The sequence below is a fragment of the Vibrio neonatus genome (assembly GCF_024346975.1).
GTDB classification, from domain to species: domain Bacteria; phylum Pseudomonadota; class Gammaproteobacteria; order Enterobacterales; family Vibrionaceae; genus Vibrio; species Vibrio neonatus.
This window is the reverse complement of sequence record NZ_AP024885.1, coordinates 2,566,746-2,586,490: the sequence shown is the minus strand read 5'-3', so window position 1 is coordinate 2,586,490 and position 19,745 is coordinate 2,566,746. Positions and strand designations below refer to the sequence as shown.

Sequence of the window (19,745 nt, the reverse complement as noted above, 5' to 3'; positions counted from 1 at the left end):
TTCTATCGCTTGTGAATAACGAATGATTTTTCAAGCAATGGCTAGCGACAACAATAGCCACAACCCACAACAAGGCTTATTTGTATAAAAGCCCTCTTGCTTGGCTTTCATCTTTAGGCGTCTTAAAGCGTTTATGCAGCCACATCCATTGTTCTAGTTTGCGTAAAATGGTCACTTCTATCGCTTTGTTCATGTAGGCTGCACCAGCTTCTACATCGTCCATAGGGAAGTTTTCGTGGATAGGGTCATCAAAGTACAACTCCCACTTCCCATCGCTGTCACGATAGCCTGTCATGGGAATTATCGCGCAATCTGTAGCTCTGGCAAGGATATTGGCACCGGTTACTGTACAAGCCTCTTTTACCGCAAAGAAGGGCACAAATACTGCCTTTTTACGGCCATAGTCATGATCGCCTAAGTAAAAAAGACGTTCGCCGGTTTTTAAGGTACGAATCATCTCTTTTAAATTCTTACGATCAATCACCTTGTTGCCGTTATGAGTGCGTCCCCAATACTGGATTAAGTTATAAGCAGGATTAGAATGAGGACGATATACGCCATGACCGGGGTAGCCCAAAACAGCAAAAGCACGCGCACTGACTTCTAAGTTAAGAGCGTGGGGGTGACAAACCAACACTCCTTTTTTCTGTTTTGCGTACTCGATAATCGCTTCGGCATTATGCACTTTAATGTGTCGTTTCAGTCGCCAAGTGGGCCAAAACCAGGTAATGCCTGTTTCAAATAGAGCAAAGCCAGTGTTTTTGAAGTTTTCGATAACAATGCGGTCAATTTCACTTTGAGGCATATCAGGAAAGGCTAACTGCAGGTTTCGTTTAGCGACTTTTACGCGGCTTTTAGCAAATGGCATTGCCATTCGACCTAAAGTTCGTCCTAGAGGAAGCAACAGAGCAAATGGCAGTACATTCACCACTAAGGCCAATAACCCAAAACCGAACCAAACTCCCCAGTACATTGGATGTAGCAATTTCATGCTAAACGTGGGGCTATCGTATTTACTCATAGGATCCTAAATAGAGGTGAGATGCAAGCTGATTAGACTAGCGAGTAGGTCACGAAATGACCGAGAATATAAGAGGCTCTTTCTTAAGAGCCTCTTATATCGTGATAGTAAAATCTAGCTTAACACTTTTAGGATATGTAACCGTATAAGTATTGTGGAATATATTACCTAAATGCCACTATTTGTAGCGAATACCTCTAGGTACGCTTTCATCTTGCATGGTTTTGTAACGCTTATGCACCCACATCCACTGATCAACTTTGCGCAATATAACTTCTTCATAAGCCTTATTCATCAAAATTGCTCCCGCTTTTGCATCACCTTTTGGAAATTGCTGGTGGATGGAGTCAGCAAGATTTAGCTCATATTGCCCCTTTTCATAGCGGAAACCTGTCACTGGAATCATGGCACAATCAGTGGCATTAAACAGCAGGTTAGCTCCAGTAGTCGTACAAGCATCTTGCACCGCAAAGAAAGGCACAAACACGGACTTGTTGCGACCGTAATCATGGTCTCCTAAGTAAAATAGGCGTTCGCCACGTTTGAGGGTGCGAATCATCTCTTTTACATTTTTACGATCGATCAGCTTGTTGCCATTATGGGTTCGACCCCAGTACTGCACCAAATCATAAGCCGGATTATTATTCGGGCGATAAACACCACTGCCGGGATAACCGAGTGCGGCAAAAGCTCTAGCGCTAATTTCTAGATTAAGAGTATGAGGGTGGCAGAGCAGAACGCCTTTACCTTCATTTTCAAAATCAATTGCTTGCTGCAAGTTTACGGTACGGATATGACGTTTTAGACGCCACGTAGGCCAAAACCAAGTCATGCCCATTTCCATAAAGGCAAGACCAGTATTTTTTATGTTTTCTTCTACTAAAGGGGTGATCTCTTCAGCGGATTTTTCTGGAAAGGCGAGCTCTAAATTGCGTTTAGCCACTTTCACTCGGCTCTTTGCCAGTTTCATGCCTAATTTACCTAACCCGTGGCCTGTCTTGAGCAAGACAAAATAAGGCATTAGGTTTACAAATAAAGCAAGAACACCAAAACTAAACCAAACTACCCAATATCTTGGATGCAGCAGTTTGATTGAAAACTTAGGTGGGGCATATTTATCCATATTCTTTCCAACAGATTAAGCAAGTTGCTGATTTAGCATGCTCCAATATTCATCAAAATCAGCGGATGGTTTGATAACAAAGTCACTACGAACAAAACGGTTTAAGCGACCCTCTACATAGCTTAGTACAATTGATGCCAGTACTTTCTCATCAGTGGCAAAACCTTTACCTTCGCGAAGCACTCGCTCACGTAAAATCTGCTTTATCTGACTTTCAATTTTGCTAAATAGTTGATTGATACGATCTCTAAGTCGCTCATTCTCAAACATTAGTGCATGACCTGAAAGGATGCGAGAAAGCCCTTTGTTATGCTCTGTAAATAACAAAATAAAGCGAAGCACTTCATGCAAACGAACCATGGTATCTTTTTCTTGATCCATAATTTGGTTGATGCGAGAGAGAACGGATTGCTCAATAAACTCAATCAAGCCTTCAAACATGCGGGCTTTACTAGGGAAGTGGCGATAAAGAGCGGCCTCTGAGACACCCACTTGTTGAGCTAATTTAGCCGTAGTAATTCTGGACGTTCCATCACTGGATTCCAGCATCAAAGCAAGAGCTTGCAAAATCTCGTCACGACGATTTGAACTACGTTTGCCTGTCATTTATTACGTCCTTTTTTTGTTTGTTCTTTGGCTGTAGAAATTGGTTTCAGTTAGTTTTTACCGGAGTGACCAAAACCACCTTCACCTCGTTCTGAGGCATTAAAATCATCCACAAGGTTGAACTTAGCTTGTACTACAGGCACAAACACTAATTGTGCAATACGGTCGCCCGGCTCAATAGTGAAGGTATCTTGTCCACGATTCCACACAGAAACCATCAACTGTCCTTGGTAGTCAGAGTCAATAAGACCGACTAGGTTACCCAATACAATACCGTGCTTATGTCCAAGACCTGAGCGAGGAAGAATCGTAGCGGCTAAGCCAGTATCTCCAATGTGGATCGCAAGACCGGTTGGTACTAAGTGGGTTTGTCCTGGGGTGACAATTAATGCTTCATCTAGGCAAGCTCGAAGATCTAAGCCAGCAGAGCCTTCTGTCGCATACTGAGGTAATGGGAATTGCTTACCAATACGTGAATCTAGGATTTTTAAATCAATTTCTTTCATGACGTTATGCTTATTGGGTGAGTTCATTAATTTGTTCTAAGATGCCTTTAGCCAGTATTTGCTTACTGGCTAGAGAGAAGTGTTGCTGTCCGTTCGCCCAGTAAAGGCTGAGGACATTATCGTTAGAATTAAAGCCAATACCAGTTTGCGAAACATCGTTTGCACAGATTAGATCTAGATTTTTTCTCGCAAGCTTATCCATCGCGTACTTTTCTACATCTTGTGTTTCGGCAGCAAAACCAACAGTAAAAGGTCTGTTTTCAGGCAAGCTTGCTACGGTGGCAATAATATCTGGGTTTTTTACCATGCGGATCATCAACTCATCTGTGCCGGCGACTTTTTTCATTTTCTGTTCAGCTACTTCTGCCGCGCGGTAATCAGCAACGGCTGCGCAACCGATAAAAATATCGTGCTCAGTAGCGTGTTGAACCGCGGCTTGATGCATTTGCTGAGCACTTAACACATCAATGCGTTTGACATTGCTTGGCGTAGGTAAGTTAACAGGGCCACTAATTAGTGTGACTTCAGCGCCTAGCTTTGCCGCTTGTTCAGCTAAAGCAAAGCCCATTTTCCCAGAGCTATGGTTTGAGATGAATCGAACTGGGTCAATAGCTTCTTGGGTTGGGCCTGCGGTGATGGCAATTTTTTTACCTTGCAGAATTTTTGGTTGAAAATGAGTAATGCATAAATCAACTAACTGCATGGGTTCTAACATTCGGCCTGCGCCGACATCGCCACACGCTTGCTCACCAGAGGCTGGGCCCCAAATTAACATTCCACGACGGCGTAAAGTGGCGATATTCTCTTGAGTCGCAAGGTTGCTGTACATTTGCTGATTCATTGCCGGAGACACAGCAACAGGCGCGTCAGTGGCAAGCACAAAGGTACTTAAAAGGTCGTTACCCATACCCGCTGCCATACGTGCGATAAGGTCGGCAGTTGCGGGAGCAAGTAGCACCAGATCGGCCCATTTGGCGATTTCGATATGCCCCATAGAGGCTTCTGCTGCGGGGTCTAATAAGCTTTCAGCTACAGGATGTCCTGATACTGCTTGCATGGTTAGTGGGGTAATAAATTCCTTAGCTGCTTTCGTCATTACAACTTTGACTTGAGCGCCTCGTTCAGATAAGCGTCGAGTCAATTCAGCACATTTATACGCCGCGATACCACCACTGATACCGAGAACTATTTTTTTACCTTCAAGAGGTTGCATGCTCATTTTCTCAATTAAATTAATAAGGTAACCATACCATATATTGTACTGGAGTTAGAGTTTGACAAGTAGACGGATGGGCTGCGACTTAGATGCCAAATTTGTACTTTATATAGGTCAGTATGTTCATTCTGCGTCAATACTACATTTTTGCAGATGATCAGCAAGGAGTAGGGATGACATTAAAAGATTTGCCTAAGGAATCTCTTCCCCGAGAAAAACTCATAAATCAAGGGCCGGACTCGTTAACCGATGCCGAATTGTTGGCAATTTTTTTGCGTACCGGTTGCCAAGGAATGAATGTTTTAGAGTTGGCTGACTACCTATTGAAATCGTTTGGTTCATTGCGCCATTTGTTAACCGCGCCGGAAGAGCTATTTTGTCAGCATAAGGGATTAGGGCAGGCAAAATACGTGCAATTGCAAGCGTTTATAGAGATGACGCAACGCTATTTAGCCGAGACTTTAGAGAAAGGCGATGCCTTAACCAGCCCTCAGCAGACCAAGTTATTTTTATTGAGTCTATTACGAGATAAACAAAGGGAAGTGTTTTACGTGCTGTTTTTAGATAATCAGCATCGGGTTATTGACCATGAGTCGCTGTTTGAAGGGACTATCGATGCCGCTAATGTCTACCCTAGAGAAGTAGTGAAACGTTCATTACAGCACAATGCTTGCGCGATTATTTTAGCTCACAATCACCCCTCTGGAGTGGCAGAACCTAGCCAAGCTGACCGGCGCATTACTCGACGCCTTATCGATGCATTAGCGCTGGTGGATATTCGAATATTAGATCACTTTGTGGTTGGCGATGGTGAAGTGGTGTCGTTTGCTGAACGAGGCTGGATGTAAGTAGTTACTATGCTTGGTGCAGTAGAGTGGATGTAAGCAATTACTTACGTTGCATCTCTGCCCACCAACTAGCGTCAGCAATAATTTGCCCGGCATCATCTAAGGGTGGATATGGTAAGTTTTTACGTTTAGCCACTTTTGCCAATACCGGATGACCGCGCTCAAAAAGTGTTTTGTGAATCACTTGCTCTGGCAGTTTTAGTGGTGGGTTGTTGTACATATCTTTGTTGTGACGCTGACGCTGCGCTTCAAACAAAATTAAAGCACTAGCCACAGAAACGTTTAGAGATTGCACCATTCCTACCATAGGAATGACAATATCTTGGTCGGCCATTTCTATCGCAATATCACTGGTGCCGTGTTTCTCACCACCTAATACAATGGCTGTGGGCTTGGTGTAATCCACTTCTCGAAAATCGACCGCGCTATCAGAGAGGTTAGTGACCAGTATTTGCATACCTTGCGCTTTTAAACTCTGATAAGCCTCTTCAGTGCTACGGTGAGTTTCAACTTCCACCCAGTTTCTTGCACCTGCTGAGGTATGACCTAAGGTTTGCATTTTTTCATCCGGCCATACCGCATGAATTTTGTGCAAACCTGCCGCATCTGCAGTGCGAACCACTGCAGATACGTTATTAGGCTTGTGGACTTGCTCTAAACAAAGAGTCAGATCAACCTGACGTGAATTTAGAACAGCAACGATTTTTTGATAACGCTCTGGACTCATTTTTACCTGCGGCGACGACGGACTCTTAATACCTGTGGCATTACACGAATCTTCTTCATGATGCCCGCAAGGTCAACCCTGTTCTTGGTTGTTAAAGAGAGAGTGACCATATATAAACGGCCGTCTTTTTCTTCTGTTGAGATGCCGTGGATATTTGACCCAGTGCGAGAAATAACATTGGTTAATCCTGCTAGTGCACCTTGGGTGTTTTGCATATCAATTTGCAGAGCGGTGATAAACTCTTGCTCGTGGCTGTCAGCCCATTCAACCGCCATGTATTTATCAGGTTCTTTCTGATAACCACGGATGTTTGGACAAGCTTCTCTATGAATAACTAGACCTCTACCTGGAGAGACGTGCGCTAAAATGTGATCCCCAGGAATTGGGTGACAACAGTTTGCGTAAGTCAGAAGAATACCGTCAGCACCTTTGATTGAGAGTTTTTTCTCTGAACGAGGCTCTACAGAACTGGTCTCTGTGAGAGAGTCTGCATCACCAAGCAATCGACGTGCCGCGATAATACTCATTAGCTCACCAAGGCCAATAGCCGCTAACATATCGTCAACGCTATCTAGTTTAAGATCGCTAAGGACTTGAGTGACGTTTTCTGGGTAAATGGTTTCAATCGAGTGACGACCCAAAGCGTGATTAAGCAGTCTGCGCCCCAAGGCGACAGAGTCTTCTCGGCGCATGGTTTTAAGAACTTGACGGATCTTAGTGCGCGCGCGTGAAGTGACCACATAGTTCAACCAAGCGGCGTTAGGTCTGGCACCCGGCGCACTAATGATTTCTATGGTTTGCCCACTCTTCAGAGCTTTACTTAAAGGATATGGATTTCTGTCAACACGAGTACCGACACAGGTATTACCGACATCAGTATGTACCGCGTAGGCAAAATCGACCGCAGTTGCGCCAACAGGAAGCTCTACGATACGACCTTTTGGTGTAAATACGTAGATTTCGTCAGGGAACAGATCGGATTTAACGTTTTCGATAAATTCGAATGAGTTACCTGCGCTTTGTTGTAGCTCAAGTAAACTTTGCATCCAGCGCTGTGCTTTGACTTGCGCTGTTGTACCAGAGCGTTGACCGTTGCTCTTATAAGACCAATGTGCCGCGACACCCTTGTCAGCCATTTGATCCATATCTTCAGTACGAATTTGTACTTCAACAGGAACACCATGTGGGCCAACCATAGAGGTGTGCAGTGACTGATAGCCATTGGCTTTTGGTACCGCAATATAGTCTTTCATCTTGCCCGGGCGTGGTTTGTACAAGCTGTGTGCTTGTCCTAATACGCGATAGCAAGTATCTACATCATCAACGATGACTCGGAACGCGTAAATATCCATAATGGTATGGAAACGCTGTTCTTTGGTCTTCATTTTGTTGTAGATGGAATAGAGGTTTTTCTCGCGACCTAGAACCCTAAACTTGATTCCGCACTCTTCCATACGTCCCTCAATTTCTGAGTGGATACGTTGGATCATCTCTTTACGGTTACCACGAGCGGTTTTCACCACTTCTTTCAATACGCGATAACGGTTTGGATAGAGGGCTTCAAAGCCAAGCTCTTCGAGCTCAGTTTTAATGTTGTGGATACCCAGACGGTGAGCAAGAGGTGAGTAGATCTCTAGAGTTTCTCGAGCAATGCGACGACGTTTATCAGGACGAAGTGCTCCCAGAGTGCGCATGTTGTGCGTACGGTCAGAGAGTTTAATCAAGATAACGCGAATATCCTGAACCATAGCCAGCACCATTTTACGGAAGTTTTCCGCTTGGGCTTCTTTACGGTCTCGGAATTTCAGCTTGTCGAGTTTAGAAACGCCATCCACTAACTCAGCAACAGCAGTGCCAAAGAGGTTTTCAAGTTCTTCTTTGGTGACTTCTGTATCTTCAATGACATCATGAAGTAGAGCAGCTTGTAGGGTTTCAAGATCAAGGCGCATTTCAGCGAGGATTCTTGCAACAGCCACTGGGTGGATGATGTAAGGTTCACCGCTAGAGCGAGTCTGCCCTTCGTGGGCATCTTTTGCTACCGAGTAAGAATGTCGTAGAGCCTCAATTTGAGGCTCTGATAGATATTCTTTGGCAACATCTTTAAGGCTATCAAATAGATACAAATTACGGGCCTAAAAGGTTACGAAATGTTGTGCAGATTAGCGAGTGTGAGCGATGCTGCTTACGGCTGCTAGTTCTGCTGCTTCCTGCTCTTGTTGTTCTTGACGATCTTTAGCGTCCAAGATTTCCTTAGTAATCAAACCTTCTTCGATTTCACGAAGAGCGATTACTGTTTGCTTATCGTTCTCTTCTGGCACTAGGGCATCTTTGCCGCCAGTTTGCATTTGACGTGCGCGACGAGCAGAAATTAGAACAAGGTCGAAACGGTTACCAACTTTTTCAACAGCATCTTGTACAGTTACGCGTGCCATGAGGACTCCAATTACTAAATTACATTTTAAATGACGGGAAATTATACAGCTTTCTAGATTACTCTGCTAGTAAAGCTGATAGCATTCCACTGTATTTTGCTGTTTGTTTGTCTTGTTTAAGGCGTTCTGCTCGCAGAATAGCCCTAAAATCCATCAAAGCAGCGTCAAAATCATCATTAACTATGATGTAGTCATATTCATCATAGTGTGACATTTCTGATTTCGCCTCACTCATTCGTTTGGCGATAATTTCTGAGCTATCTTGACCACGCACATTTAGGCGACGCTCCAACTCACCATTTGATGGTGGCAGGATGAAAACGCTCTTCGCGTGTGGCATTTGCTTGCGAATCTGACGCGCACCTTGCCAATCAATATCTAAGAATACATCAATGCCGCGTTTTAGATTTTCTTCAATCCAAATGCGAGATGTACCATAGTAATTGCCAAAGACTTCAGCGTGTTCTAAGAAAACACCATCTTCGATTAAGGTTTCAAATTCATTTCGCTCTACAAAATGATAATGAATGCCATCTTCCTCACCCGGGCGCATAGTACGCGTAGTATGAGACACAGAAACCTTCATTGCGTATACCGGATTTTTTTCCAGCATAGCTGATATCAGGCTAGATTTTCCCGCTCCGCTAGGTGCAGAAACGATATAAAGGGTGCCTTTTCCCATTCGTAGAGCTCCGAGATAGTGATTAACAATGTTATTGCGCATGATAGCACTAGGATTGATGTAGACATAACCCTAGAAAAATGGTTGCGAAGGATAGCATGGAAATTCGTTAGGATATAGGGGGTCAGGTCTTGAAATTTGCAGGCTAGATAAAATCTAGCCTGCAAATTTCAAGACCTGACCCCGCAACTGCGATTAGATGTTGCGGACAGCTCGAACGTAGTTTTTGATGCGGATGACGTCGCCTTGCGGGCCAAAACCGTTTGGATAATCTTTAGCATCGCCTTGTTTGGGTTCAGCTCGTTGGGCACCTGCGCCATGCACATCGAGCAATTTTCTTTGGCTAGATTTTGGTCGCTTCATGTACCCAAGACACTCACCAAAGCAAAAGTACGCCGCTTGTGATTGAGCTTTACGACCGGTTTTTTGGTGAGTGGTGCTACTCCAAAAAGCAGGATAATTGTCATTTCCTTGTTCATCTTTGATGGTGGAGATAGCGAATACTGGGTCAATGGCGGCTGAGCCCGTTGCTTTAGGGGATCGGCTATAATCTACAATGGTTTGTAGCTCTTTAATATTAGGTAGACGCCAATCGTTATGACCTAAATATTGGTCTTTATTTAGCTTCGCGACCCATTGTTTAGCATCATCCCAATCCAATCCCATTTGGCTGTCTTGTTTCGACCACATCAACTGAGTGGCTGAATCGCTAATGGTGCCGTTATTGTTATCTGTAAAATGATTTTTGCTGTAATCAGTGTTGCCTCGCACTAAGCGCACAGTAAATTGGTTGTCTTTTTTAGTGCGCGGTTGCACTAATGGGTATCCTTTAATACGCCCATCAGCAAAGTTAACCCCAAATACGGCTTTGTCTTTACCCATCACTTTACCCGAGTAAATAGAGGTCGACAGGTATTGTGAATCAATCACGCGCTTGCCATTGGTGCCGTAGGCAAAATCAAATACGTCAGTATCAATGAAAGGTTTTGAACCATTAGGAACCTTATACATATCGCGATTGCTGGCATCAACGCCGGTAAATAAAATTAATGAATACAGCTCTTTGATATTCGGCACGCGCCAGTCGTTATGCCCGCCGATCTTCGCTGATTTAGCGTATTTTATCGCTTCGTCAAAGCTCATCACTTGATAGTCTTTTTGCCACATTAAACCAGTGGTTTTATCGGTGATGGTATTGTCATTATTATTCTGATATTGCCCTTGTTCTATCGATACTACGGGATAGTTAGATGTGCTAGCGTTGGCAACAGATAGCATTGCAGAACAACAGGTTATGGTAACGGCGATATTTCGAAGTAGGTAAGACATAAGAATCCTTATTGCTTAAATTTTTATTATGAGCTTCTATTTCTTTTGCGCTGTATTGGCGCAATCTAAAGGCATAAGGTCAGTGCTAAAAATGACTTCACCTTGGTATTTCCTATTGATGATCTCTAAGCTGGCTTTTTCATTTATCTCACCACGTTTAAAGTGGGTATATACAAGTTTATCGACATTGGCTTGAGCGGCGATTTGGCTCGACTCTCTGATGTTTAAATGCGCGTGAGTTTTTGATTTACCCGATGTTCTTTTCGGGGCTTTTTTATTCTTACCGTTGTTCATGATCATGCCGCCAGAATCCATAATTAGGCAGTTTGCATCTTTGGCAAATTCTGCAAACCCAGGGCCTGAGCTTAGGTCGCCACTGATCACGACTGACTGGTCTTTATAGTCAAAGCGAAAGGCTAGGGTTTCTATGGTATGAGGTACCGAAAGGGTGGATATTTTTATGCCATTAAACGTAAAAGAATCACTGCCTTTTAGTTCATTGACCGTAAGGTGTTTTTCTCGTTGTTTTAATGTGCGATTGGTTTTACCAAGGCGATAGTTTAGGTCTTCCGCATATAGGCTTAGATTGCTATCGACATAAGCTTTGGTCTGCTTTGGACCTGCAATCAGAGTTTCCCCTCGCCCGAGTAATACTCGGCTAAGCAATACCGAAAAATCCGCATTGTGGTCTAAATGATGATGAGTAAAAAGCAATGCATCTAGCTTACGAGTATTAACGCCAAGCTTATTGAGATTACGGTTAACACCATCTCCCATATCCACCAAAATTTTAGTGTCACCTTGAGTGATGAGCACCCCGGCACTGACCCGCTCTGGATTGTAGTCAGGAGACCCCGAACCAATAATGGTAGTGTTCATTGTCGATGCTTGCACATAAGGTACGCTGGCAAAACAGCATGTCGCTACAAGCATTAATTGTTTGTAAGAAAAGGGCATTAACACCTCTAAATCAATCGGTTAAATTCACTGCGTTAGAGTGACAATAGCAATCGATCTCATTTAACGATATTAGCTTTACCTGAATTTACAGAACACTGGGGGTCAGGTCTTGAAATTTGCATATCGGTTTTTAGAGGTAAGTAAATCGAAGTGGATCAACTGCAAATTTCAAGACCTGACCCCAGGATATGTTTGCTTACATTTGGCTTCGATATAGCCGAAATAAAAACATCAAGGCCAAGGTCTCATTGAGCGAAGGTTGTAAGACTCACTCACTCTAGCTCTTTATATTATTGAGCAAATTAAACAGGTATCTCAATGGACCAAAAACTGCAAAGCAAGCTATCCATTAGCTTATTATCGCTACGAATTACTGTCTTTATTGTATTTTTCTTTTGGGGTTTAGATAAGATTATTGTGCCCGAACACGCCGTTAGGGTGATGTCAGGCTTTTATGGTTTGCATGTCTCTATCAATACAATGATTGTGATAGGCATTGCACAAATGTTGTTTTTAGCGGCATTCTTACTTGGAAAGTGGAAAACAGTCACCTACGGAGCGGTTTTTGTCCTGCATGGCGCTTCTACTTTGTCATCATTAACTAAGTATTTTGACCCATTCAATAACTTATTATTCTTCACCGCATGGCCAATGCTAGCCGCTTGTTTTGTGCTTTTCCTACTACGCGACTACGACACTTACAGCATAGATAAAAAATAAATCCTAGGGGGCAGCATAAGGGGTCAGGTCTTGAAATTTGCACGCAAGAGGACTTGCGTGCAAATTTCAAGACCTGACCCCCAAATAGCCAAAAGTTGGAATCCAGATCTAACAATATCAAACCTGCAATTATTCCTCGCTTCATACACTGACTAGCAAATCATTGGATTGTGTTGGGTAGGGTATGAGAAAACTGTTTGGATTATTGGTTGTTTTTTTCCTATTAGAGTATTCAGACAAGCGTGCATATGCTGTTGAAATATCAGTATTAACTGAATGTCAGGGCGCGCTGTCTTGTAACGGCCCTAATGAGCCTAATATTCCAGACAACGATGATGATGACAGCAATAATAATGGAGGCGACCTTGATGATGACTTTGCCCCTGATCCTGTTGATGTAGATAGAGCGGCCATTGAATCCGCAATTTCTGGCATTACCAGCACTACTATTGACGTTGCAGGTGCTGCTGGATTGGAGGCAGACAGAAATGCGGATGCAGCCGATACTCAAACTGCAGATACACAAAGCGATAATGAACAACAGCAACAACAAGCCAGTGAAGCGAGCGCAGAAGGGGATGAAAGTGATTGTCCTGTTGAATTGTACTCTGGGTGCAAAATAACGCGTGAGATTGACTATGCCCATCCGGTATTTTCTTTAGTTAGACAGCATCGTATCAGCCAAGGGTCTGCATGGTCGCTAGGTGCGGGTTGGCATTCCTCCTTAGATAGCCGAATTATTTGGGGTGTGGATGTTGATATACAGCCCTTAATTGAATTAAACCAAGCTTCAGTCAATCAGTATCAAACGATTATCGATGGCATTGACCAAGGCATTGATAAATTAAGCAACTCTTTCACAGGTCGCCTTGCTTACAATGAAGAGCAAGTACAGCAGCGATTATCAGCGGCCATTTCTGAACTACAGGCGCAGCGAGCAATTTATATTGCGAGTAGAGATCAGATTCAAACAAAGATTAATGAGTTAACAAGCCAGCATCAACAATCAAATTATTATCGAGAACGTAACCGCTACGTAGTGGATACAGCTTATCCAATTGAGTATGAGATTGGGCTACATAAGTTAAAATGGGTCGCTCCCAATGGCAGTAGAAAGCTGTTTAGTGTTGAGCCTTCCACGTCAAACATTACGCCAATTATGGGACACAATACCCACTTAGAAATTGATGAAAACGGGTTTTTTATTGTCTCTACTCCCAAGGGTGTAACCTATCAATACAACTACCAAGGCTTCTTAGTCAAAGTAAATCAAAATGATGGGCGTAGCGTGACTATTTATCGAGATAGTCAGCAACAGCCAATACGTATGGTTGATGGGTTGGGGCGAGCTCTTTCTTTTACTTATACCGATGGTCGCTTAACGGAAATTACCGATCAAGAAGAGCGAACGCATAGCTATACGTATCTATCTGGGAAACTGAGTGATGTTGTGCAATTTAATGGCGCTAAACATCATTACCAATACGCTTATCAAGACAATCCCTTAGCCCTAACTCTGAAATCCGATGGTGAAGGTAATAGCGCATTTTATCTTTATCGCCAGCAAGATAACAAAACGGTAGTTGATACTCAGATAGATCCTTCCGGTAACCAGTTTAGCTATGAATATGATTTCCCAAATCGAACCACCACAGTGTTAAACCGAAACAATACCCGAACCCGTTATCAGTACAACGCACACAATCAGATTTTATCTAAGGTGTATGAATCTGACGGAAGTGAAATTCACAAGGTTTACGATGATAAAGGTAACCTGATAGTTGAATATGATGAATTGGGGCACACCACTCTCTACAGTTATGACTTGCACGGCCGCGTGATATCGACAACCGACCCAATGGGACGTAGTACAGATATAGAGAGGGATGCAGCGGGCAGAATACTGTCAACGATTAATAATATTGGCGATGAAACGCAGTTTGTTTATGACAACACTGGCCGAGTAGAAAGCATTGAATTAGCGGATGGCTCGGTGGTGGAAGAGCATTGGCTTGATAACGTGTTGATTCGACGCATCGATGAAGTGGGTAATTACACTGAATATCAGTATGACGATTTAGGATACCCAATTCGCATTGAGCAATTTGCTCCTCAAACGCCGCTAGAGCAAAGATACATTCGAGAAACACAATTTGACAAAATAGGCCGAATAATAAAAGTTGCTGAAGGATCTCGCGCTCTTCCCCAACAGCAGTGGCGCGTTACACATTATGAATACCACAGTGACGATGGGCGAGATTTAGACTCACCGACACGCATCATTGACCCGTTAGGCCGCGAGTCAATCATGCAGTACGACTCCAACGGTTTGCTCACTTACCAACAAGACTTTTCCGGTGTTAAAACCTACCTGACTTACACGCCAAGAAATAAAATTTCCACCAAGAAAGTGCTCATGCCTTCCTTAACTGGCGAGACCGAATACGTTACTCAGTACCACTATGATTCAGAAAATAACTTAGTGTCGGTGACGCTCCCGCATGGCGCAGTATGGCAATATCAATATGATTCACGCAATAGGTTAATTCACTCTTCTATTAATGGAACAGAGGTCAGTAAATCATATACCTATGACGCATCAGGTAATCGCATTGCGGAAACCGATAGCTTAGGAAGCACCACTCACTTCCAGTATTACCCTGACAGCCAATTGCAATCCACAACTAACCCAATTGGGAATGTAGTTGAGCATTACTATGATGATGCGGGGAGACAATATGCCACTTACGATCATGAGCGAGCGGCGTATGTAAAGCAATATGGATATAACGAACTCGGGCACATCATTGAAAGTAGTGATGGCAATGGAAATGCTACATATTTTACGCCAAATGCGTTAGGGCTTGCTCTATCAGTATCAATGCCGAATAGCACTCAAGAGCGCATTCGACATGATTATAATTGGCAAGGTCTCTCAACTTCGTATAGCGACGCCAGTGGTGGCGAATATCTGTTTGAATACAACGTGTTCGGTCAGGTTGTTTTAATTACCGACTCTGAGGGAGGTGTTGAGCGATTTCAATATGATGGGTTAGGGCGTAAAACCTTACACATCAATAAATCAGGGCTGCAAACTCAGTGGCAATACGATCAGCAAGCGAGTCAGCTGGTGGTCACACAAATTCAATCCGACACAGACAAAAGCATTATGTTGCTTGGTAACCATCGCCAAAGTAACAAAGTCTACGATTTGCTTGGACGCTTAATTGAATACAAGGATGCGGCTGAGCAACGTTGGCAGTTTGAATACAATCAGCAGGGGTTACTGTCATCCATTATCTATCCAGATAGCAGTCAGATATTGAGGCATTACAATCTTGCAGGATTGATGACCGCTGAAATAGTCACAACCCAAGGACAGCAATCTAGAGAAAGTTACTTTACCTACGATGGTGAAGGACGATTGTCGACTGAGCAACTGCCTTATTATCGCCTTGGTAGCGCTAATACATACCGTTATAACGACTTAGGATTATTAAGTTCAATGACGATGCCTGACGGCGCTTCTTATCAGTTTTATTATGATATGGCAGGCAGGAAAGTATCCGAAGTGAATCCCCTTGGACATCAACAGTCTTGGGAGTATGACGCCAATGATAATGTAGTGAGTTATACCGATGGTGACGACTATCGTTGGCATTACACCTATAACGCTGATAACCAAATTGTTCAAGTTATTGACCCCGAAAACGGGCATCACGCATCAACTGAATATGCATACGATGCAATGGGGCGACTCACATCGAGTAGTAATCAACTCGGCCATACTCAGCATAGGTTATTAGATTCATTAGGTCGCTTGATTGGCGCCAAAGATGCGGCTGGCAATATGACTCATATTCGCTTAGATAATGCCGGTAGGCCAATGATTATCTCCAACCGTCTAGGTGAAGAAACTCAGCAACAATATGATGCTTTTGATCAATTGATCTCTCAAACTAATCCGTTAGGTCACACAACCCATTTTGAATACGATGTACTTGGGCGGAAATCCCATCAAACAAACGCACTCAATGCCGGTGAGCGCTGGGGATACAATTTCCGTAATCAGGTGACGGATTATTCCAACCAACTCAATCAGACAACCCGTTATCAATATGATGGGTTCGGCAATATCTCTGAGATCAAACAGGCAAATAATAGTGTCACTCGATATGCGTTCAATGCCGCAAATAAGTTAGCAAGCATCACTTCGGCAGCAGGGACTCAGCAGTCATTTAGCTATGACGATATGGCAAGGCTAACCACCTTTACCAATGAACTGGGTGAGCAGTGGCGTTATGACTATGATTTAGCTGGCCAAGTAACACATGCTTATCAACCGGAACAAAATACCGATATCCAGTTTCAATATGATCAGCGAGGTCATGTTACTGAACGTCAATACGCCCATCAAGGGCAGTGGCATAGTGAGGTATTGAACTACGATGGACTAGGACGTCTTGCCAATATTGATGGCCCTGAGTTAGCAGAAAATTATCACTATGATCCTGCGGGGAGATTAATTCAGGTTGATAATCGCAAGCTAGGGCAAAGTTTTAACTATGAATACAATGTACTTGGAGAAAGAACCTATAGCCAAGTTAGTGATGATGAAGGTGTTTATTATCATCGTGATGCAGAGGGGAAAATAGTAAAGCTTGAACGCAATACGGCTGACGGCAATCTTGCTTTTGAGCTTAGTTACGATGCAAGCGGTCAACTTCAACAGATCGATTACCCAAACCGAAGTCGCCGAAGCTTAGAATATGATGCAGTCGGTCGAATTGTCAGTATTGTTATCGAACAGCAAGAATATAAAGGTAATCGCTGGCGAGACACTTGGAACACCATCGAGGTACTTAATTATCAATACGACGGCGCGGGTAATGTCACTGCACAAAATAGGAAGACTGAACATGGTGATAGCGATCAATGGGCTTATTTTGAATACGACCAAGTCAATCGAATCGTCAGTGCCGATTATCCTAATCAAGACGACATCGAATTTAGCTGGGATGATGTAGGGAATCTTACGCAAAAACAAACCAAAACAACCACGTATACATACAGTTATAACCAAGCCAATCAGCTAGTCGAGATGCAAGGGCATAGACTACCGGGTTTCTCTTGTGACGATAATAGCTGTGAAAATGATGACTCAAGCGACTCTCATAACTTTGTTTATCAATACGATGCCAATGGCAACCTAGCGAGTGTTAGTAATGGCAATGAAGTGCAGAGCTATCAGCATGATCCGCTAAACCGAATGACTGAAGTGATAAACCCCGATGGTTCAAGTGTTCAGTATGGATATGATGTGAGATCTCGTCGAGTGAAGACGGTGCGCACGGCCCAAACTGCCATCAAACAAAATGGTAACTCTAATCAGTCAGCTCAACTCAATCAAACCACTTTATATAGTCATTATGATGGCCGCCAAGAGCAAGGCCAGTGGCAAGATAACGATGCAGGGTTTACGCCATTTAGGTCTCTGACTTTATTACCTGATTCAAGTCTCCCCTATGGCAAAGTGCTGCATCAATCCCTATATGATTCAACATCAAGCCTAGTGCAAGCGAGTGGCACTAAGGGGGCAGATCCCCGTCACCTTTACAATCATCATGATCGCTTAGGTAGCACTATTCACGTGTTAGACAGCACTGGCACTTCCGCTATGCGACTAGGCTACAGTCCATTTGGTCAAACCTATCGTAAGCACAATGATAAAACCTTTTGGAAAGCCAATGCGGGTGTTAATGCGAACAAGCAGTTAGGTCAACTAATGCCATATCAATACACAGGCAAGTACACCGAAAGCAGCACAGGACTAGTCAACCTAGACGCCCGCTGGTACAACCCGCACAGCAGTCGTTTTATTCAGCCAGACTACTGGAGCTTAAAGGACACATATCTCCCCACCGAAATTCAACATGAGCTAATAAAGGCAACCAGCCTTAATACCGACATGCTGCTACGTGATCCTAACCAACAAATGTCCTATGGTTATGGGAGTGGTAATCCTTTTTTCTGGGTGGATCCGTTTGGGTTGGCGGTATTAGTTCTATCAGGGGAATCTTCGCTTGGAGCTGGTACTTTGGTTTCACATAGCACTGGGTTAGCCGTAGGGATAGTTGATGGTGATCTTAAGGTAGTTTCTTATCATAAAGTTAATATTGAAATAGCATCATCGTTAGAAGCAACAACAGGCCTTTCTATTGAGTTAGTTACTGGTACGAATGAACCTGCCGATTTATCAGGGATATCAATTGATGGGAGTATTAATGTGGGTGTAAAAACAGTTCTTGGTGGTGTAGGAAGTAGTGTGGATATAGATGCATTTGGAGACTTAACGTTTGGCATTGGGATTAAATTTGGTCCTGGTTTGTCTGGACCAGCGAATGTATCGTCCTCCTATTCGAAAACAATAATTGGTCAAGACTTAACCGAAGTTGATTTTTTTGATAGAGCAGTGGCGTCATTTAATAAAGCATTCGAAAAGACATTTATTAGGAGTGAACTATGTTACTAAAAAAAAGCACCATTTTGTTTTATGTCTTATTTTCACCATTTGTATTTGCCTCTAATTCAGTAAAAGAGGTCGTGAATGATAGAGTGAGTTACTACTTCACTCATTCAGCCGAAAAGACAGCGGAGTATTGGGCTCCATTCAGTGATGCTCCAGCTCCTGTTGTTGATGCTCTGAAGCGGTATGAGTCTCGATATGGAAAACCAATCTCTTACGATACTATAGCAATAGAGGAGGTAACCCCTAGAGTTTCTATTGCCTTTGTGGCGGTTAATTATGAGAAAGGAGTAACTTTTCTTCGACTGCAAGTATATTTGGATAGCAACAATAAGTGGTCTTTGATGTTTGTTAGTCTTAATCCTGAACCATTTGGATTAGTTCCAAATATAATTACTTTTAGTAAGAGATTTAGTGAGACTAAGCCTATTAATTAGATTCATACTTGCTTTTTTATTCTCTGGGTTGTGTAAACTGATGACTCAATACATAAAAGGTCTCATATCGCTCATATGATATTAGTGATATGAGTCTTAAGTAGATATGATTAACTTTAATAAAGGATAGTTTTATAAAAATGAAGTTCACTGTAATTTATTTAAGTTCTAATAAGTTGCTATTGGTAAGGCTTACCCTCTTATTTGGTCTTTTATTCTTTAGTTATCAATTATATTGCTCAATAGTTACGGGGATTACACCTAATATAGATAAGTATGAAGCATGGAGTTTAGGTTATATAGGGTTTGTATTTAAATACTCTTCGTTTGTTTTTGTGTCTTGTTATTTTCTAATATTTGGATTTAGGCATAAATAACTATTTACTTTTTTAAGGGTATTTATTTGAAGATAAAGAAGCTTTATTTAACGCCTAAAGTTGCTTTTATGCAGAGAGCATTTTTTATTGTGCTTGTAGTCTGGTGTTCATACGCCTCTATAGATCTTTGGATAAATGACTTTGAACAACCTCAAATTGTTAGAGGTAGAATTGAGATTGATTTCTACAGCTATATTTCGAGGTACATATGTTTAGCTGTAGTTGGTGTTTATAT

The 19,745-nt window shown here is 42.8% G+C and carries 15 protein-coding genes; 4 read left to right on the top strand and 11 right to left on the bottom strand.

Features of this window, described 5'->3' with window-relative positions:
- Window positions 1-76: 76 nt before the first annotated feature.
- The 5 genes from lpxL (OCU38_RS12005) to coaBC form a co-directional block, all read right to left on the bottom strand.
- Window positions 77-1,021 carry an LpxL/LpxP family Kdo(2)-lipid IV(A) lauroyl/palmitoleoyl acyltransferase gene (gene lpxL, locus OCU38_RS12005; protein WP_261823220.1) on the bottom strand — a complete coding sequence of 315 codons (945 nt, stop codon included), beginning with the start codon at window positions 1,019-1,021 and terminating at the stop codon, window positions 77-79.
- 178 nt (window positions 1,022-1,199) lie between these two features.
- A complete protein-coding gene (lpxL, locus tag OCU38_RS12000) occupies window positions 1,200-2,144 on the bottom strand; it encodes an LpxL/LpxP family Kdo(2)-lipid IV(A) lauroyl/palmitoleoyl acyltransferase (RefSeq protein WP_261823219.1) in 945 nt (314 codons plus the stop codon).
- Between the two features lie 15 nt (window positions 2,145-2,159).
- Window positions 2,160-2,750 carry a nucleoid occlusion factor SlmA gene (gene slmA, locus OCU38_RS11995; protein WP_023404601.1) on the bottom strand — a complete coding sequence of 197 codons (591 nt, stop codon included), beginning with the start codon at window positions 2,748-2,750 and terminating at the stop codon, window positions 2,160-2,162.
- A gap of 50 nt (window positions 2,751-2,800) precedes the next feature.
- Window positions 2,801-3,256, bottom strand: a complete 456-nt coding sequence (gene dut / locus OCU38_RS11990; protein ID WP_152822249.1) for a dUTP diphosphatase — start codon at window positions 3,254-3,256, stop codon at window positions 2,801-2,803.
- A gap of 10 nt (window positions 3,257-3,266) precedes the next feature.
- Complete coding sequence (gene coaBC, locus OCU38_RS11985) at window positions 3,267-4,469, bottom strand: bifunctional phosphopantothenoylcysteine decarboxylase/phosphopantothenate--cysteine ligase CoaBC (protein WP_261824287.1); 1,203 nt, start codon at window positions 4,467-4,469, stop codon at window positions 3,267-3,269.
- A 176-nt stretch (window positions 4,470-4,645) separates the two neighbouring features.
- Here coaBC and radC point away from each other — a divergent pair, with 176 nt between their 5' ends.
- The gene (radC, locus tag OCU38_RS11980; RefSeq protein WP_261823218.1) at window positions 4,646-5,320 is read left to right on the top strand and encodes a RadC family protein; all 675 of its coding nucleotides are present in this window, start codon (window positions 4,646-4,648) and stop codon (window positions 5,318-5,320) included.
- Between the two features lie 40 nt (window positions 5,321-5,360).
- On the opposite strand, the gene trmH is transcribed toward radC, so the two are convergent.
- The 6 genes from trmH to OCU38_RS11950 all read right to left on the bottom strand — a co-directional run bounded on the left by trmH (window position 5,361) and on the right by OCU38_RS11950 (window position 11,369).
- Complete coding sequence (gene trmH, locus OCU38_RS11975) at window positions 5,361-6,047, bottom strand: tRNA (guanosine(18)-2'-O)-methyltransferase TrmH (RefSeq protein ID WP_261823217.1); 687 nt, start codon at window positions 6,045-6,047, stop codon at window positions 5,361-5,363.
- A 2-nt stretch (window positions 6,048-6,049) separates the two neighbouring features.
- Window positions 6,050-8,170 carry a bifunctional GTP diphosphokinase/guanosine-3',5'-bis pyrophosphate 3'-pyrophosphohydrolase gene (gene spoT / locus OCU38_RS11970; protein WP_152822255.1) on the bottom strand — a complete coding sequence of 707 codons (2,121 nt, stop codon included), beginning with the start codon at window positions 8,168-8,170 and terminating at the stop codon, window positions 6,050-6,052.
- Between the two features lie 36 nt (window positions 8,171-8,206).
- On the bottom strand, window positions 8,207-8,479 hold the full coding sequence (gene rpoZ, locus OCU38_RS11965; protein ID WP_017027279.1) for a DNA-directed RNA polymerase subunit omega: 273 nt from the start codon (window positions 8,477-8,479) through the stop codon (window positions 8,207-8,209).
- A 58-nt stretch (window positions 8,480-8,537) separates the two neighbouring features.
- Window positions 8,538-9,161 (bottom strand): guanylate kinase, encoded by a 624-nt coding sequence (gene gmk / locus OCU38_RS11960; RefSeq protein ID WP_152822257.1) that lies wholly within the window; start codon window positions 9,159-9,161, stop codon window positions 8,538-8,540.
- Window positions 9,162-9,356: 195 nt separating this feature from the next.
- Window positions 9,357-10,490: an Lcl C-terminal domain-containing protein gene (locus OCU38_RS11955; RefSeq protein ID WP_261823216.1), complete on the bottom strand. Its 1,134-nt coding sequence runs from the start codon at window positions 10,488-10,490 to the stop codon at window positions 9,357-9,359.
- Window positions 10,491-10,526: 36 nt separating this feature from the next.
- Window positions 10,527-11,369: an MBL fold metallo-hydrolase gene (locus OCU38_RS11950; protein ID WP_261823215.1), complete on the bottom strand. Its 843-nt coding sequence runs from the start codon at window positions 11,367-11,369 to the stop codon at window positions 10,527-10,529.
- 399 nt (window positions 11,370-11,768) lie between these two features.
- Between OCU38_RS11950 and OCU38_RS11945 the strand changes: the two genes are divergently transcribed.
- From OCU38_RS11945 to OCU38_RS11935, 3 genes are all read left to right on the top strand, one after another.
- The gene (locus tag OCU38_RS11945; RefSeq protein WP_152822263.1) at window positions 11,769-12,170 is read left to right on the top strand and encodes a hypothetical protein; all 402 of its coding nucleotides are present in this window, start codon (window positions 11,769-11,771) and stop codon (window positions 12,168-12,170) included.
- A 184-nt stretch (window positions 12,171-12,354) separates the two neighbouring features.
- The gene (locus OCU38_RS11940; protein ID WP_261823214.1) at window positions 12,355-18,702 is read left to right on the top strand and encodes an RHS repeat-associated core domain-containing protein; all 6,348 of its coding nucleotides are present in this window, start codon (window positions 12,355-12,357) and stop codon (window positions 18,700-18,702) included.
- Window positions 18,693-19,133 (top strand): hypothetical protein, encoded by a 441-nt coding sequence (locus OCU38_RS11935; RefSeq protein ID WP_261823213.1) that lies wholly within the window; start codon window positions 18,693-18,695, stop codon window positions 19,131-19,133. The genes OCU38_RS11940 and OCU38_RS11935 overlap by 10 nt, the downstream gene beginning before the upstream one ends.
- Window positions 19,134-19,745: the final 612 nt, after the last annotated feature.

What these genes read in the sequence shown, in the direction of transcription:
- OCU38_RS11950 (WP_261823215.1), bottom strand. Translation starts at nt 11,369, where the DNA reads ATGAACACTACCATTATTGGTTCGGGGTCTCCTGACTACAATCCAGAG.
- OCU38_RS11940 (WP_261823214.1), top strand. Translation starts at nt 12,355, where the DNA reads ATGAGAAAACTGTTTGGATTATTGGTTGTTTTTTTCCTATTAGAGTAT.
- OCU38_RS11935 (WP_261823213.1), top strand. Translation starts at nt 18,693, where the DNA reads ATGTTACTAAAAAAAAGCACCATTTTGTTTTATGTCTTATTTTCACCA.
- lpxL (WP_261823220.1), bottom strand. Translation starts at nt 1,021, where the DNA reads ATGAGTAAATACGATAGCCCCACGTTTAGCATGAAATTGCTACATCCA.
- rpoZ (WP_017027279.1), bottom strand. Translation starts at nt 8,479, where the DNA reads ATGGCACGCGTAACTGTACAAGATGCTGTTGAAAAAGTTGGTAACCGT.
- coaBC (WP_261824287.1), bottom strand. Translation starts at nt 4,469, where the DNA reads ATGCAACCTCTTGAAGGTAAAAAAATAGTTCTCGGTATCAGTGGTGGT.
- OCU38_RS11945 (WP_152822263.1), top strand. Translation starts at nt 11,769, where the DNA reads ATGGACCAAAAACTGCAAAGCAAGCTATCCATTAGCTTATTATCGCTA.
- OCU38_RS11955 (WP_261823216.1), bottom strand. Translation starts at nt 10,490, where the DNA reads ATGTCTTACCTACTTCGAAATATCGCCGTTACCATAACCTGTTGTTCT.
- slmA (WP_023404601.1), bottom strand. Translation starts at nt 2,750, where the DNA reads ATGACAGGCAAACGTAGTTCAAATCGTCGTGACGAGATTTTGCAAGCT.
- lpxL (WP_261823219.1), bottom strand. Translation starts at nt 2,144, where the DNA reads ATGGATAAATATGCCCCACCTAAGTTTTCAATCAAACTGCTGCATCCA.
- dut (WP_152822249.1), bottom strand. Translation starts at nt 3,256, where the DNA reads ATGAAAGAAATTGATTTAAAAATCCTAGATTCACGTATTGGTAAGCAA.
- gmk (WP_152822257.1), bottom strand. Translation starts at nt 9,161, where the DNA reads ATGGGAAAAGGCACCCTTTATATCGTTTCTGCACCTAGCGGAGCGGGA.
- trmH (WP_261823217.1), bottom strand. Translation starts at nt 6,047, where the DNA reads ATGAGTCCAGAGCGTTATCAAAAAATCGTTGCTGTTCTAAATTCACGT.
- radC (WP_261823218.1), top strand. Translation starts at nt 4,646, where the DNA reads ATGACATTAAAAGATTTGCCTAAGGAATCTCTTCCCCGAGAAAAACTC.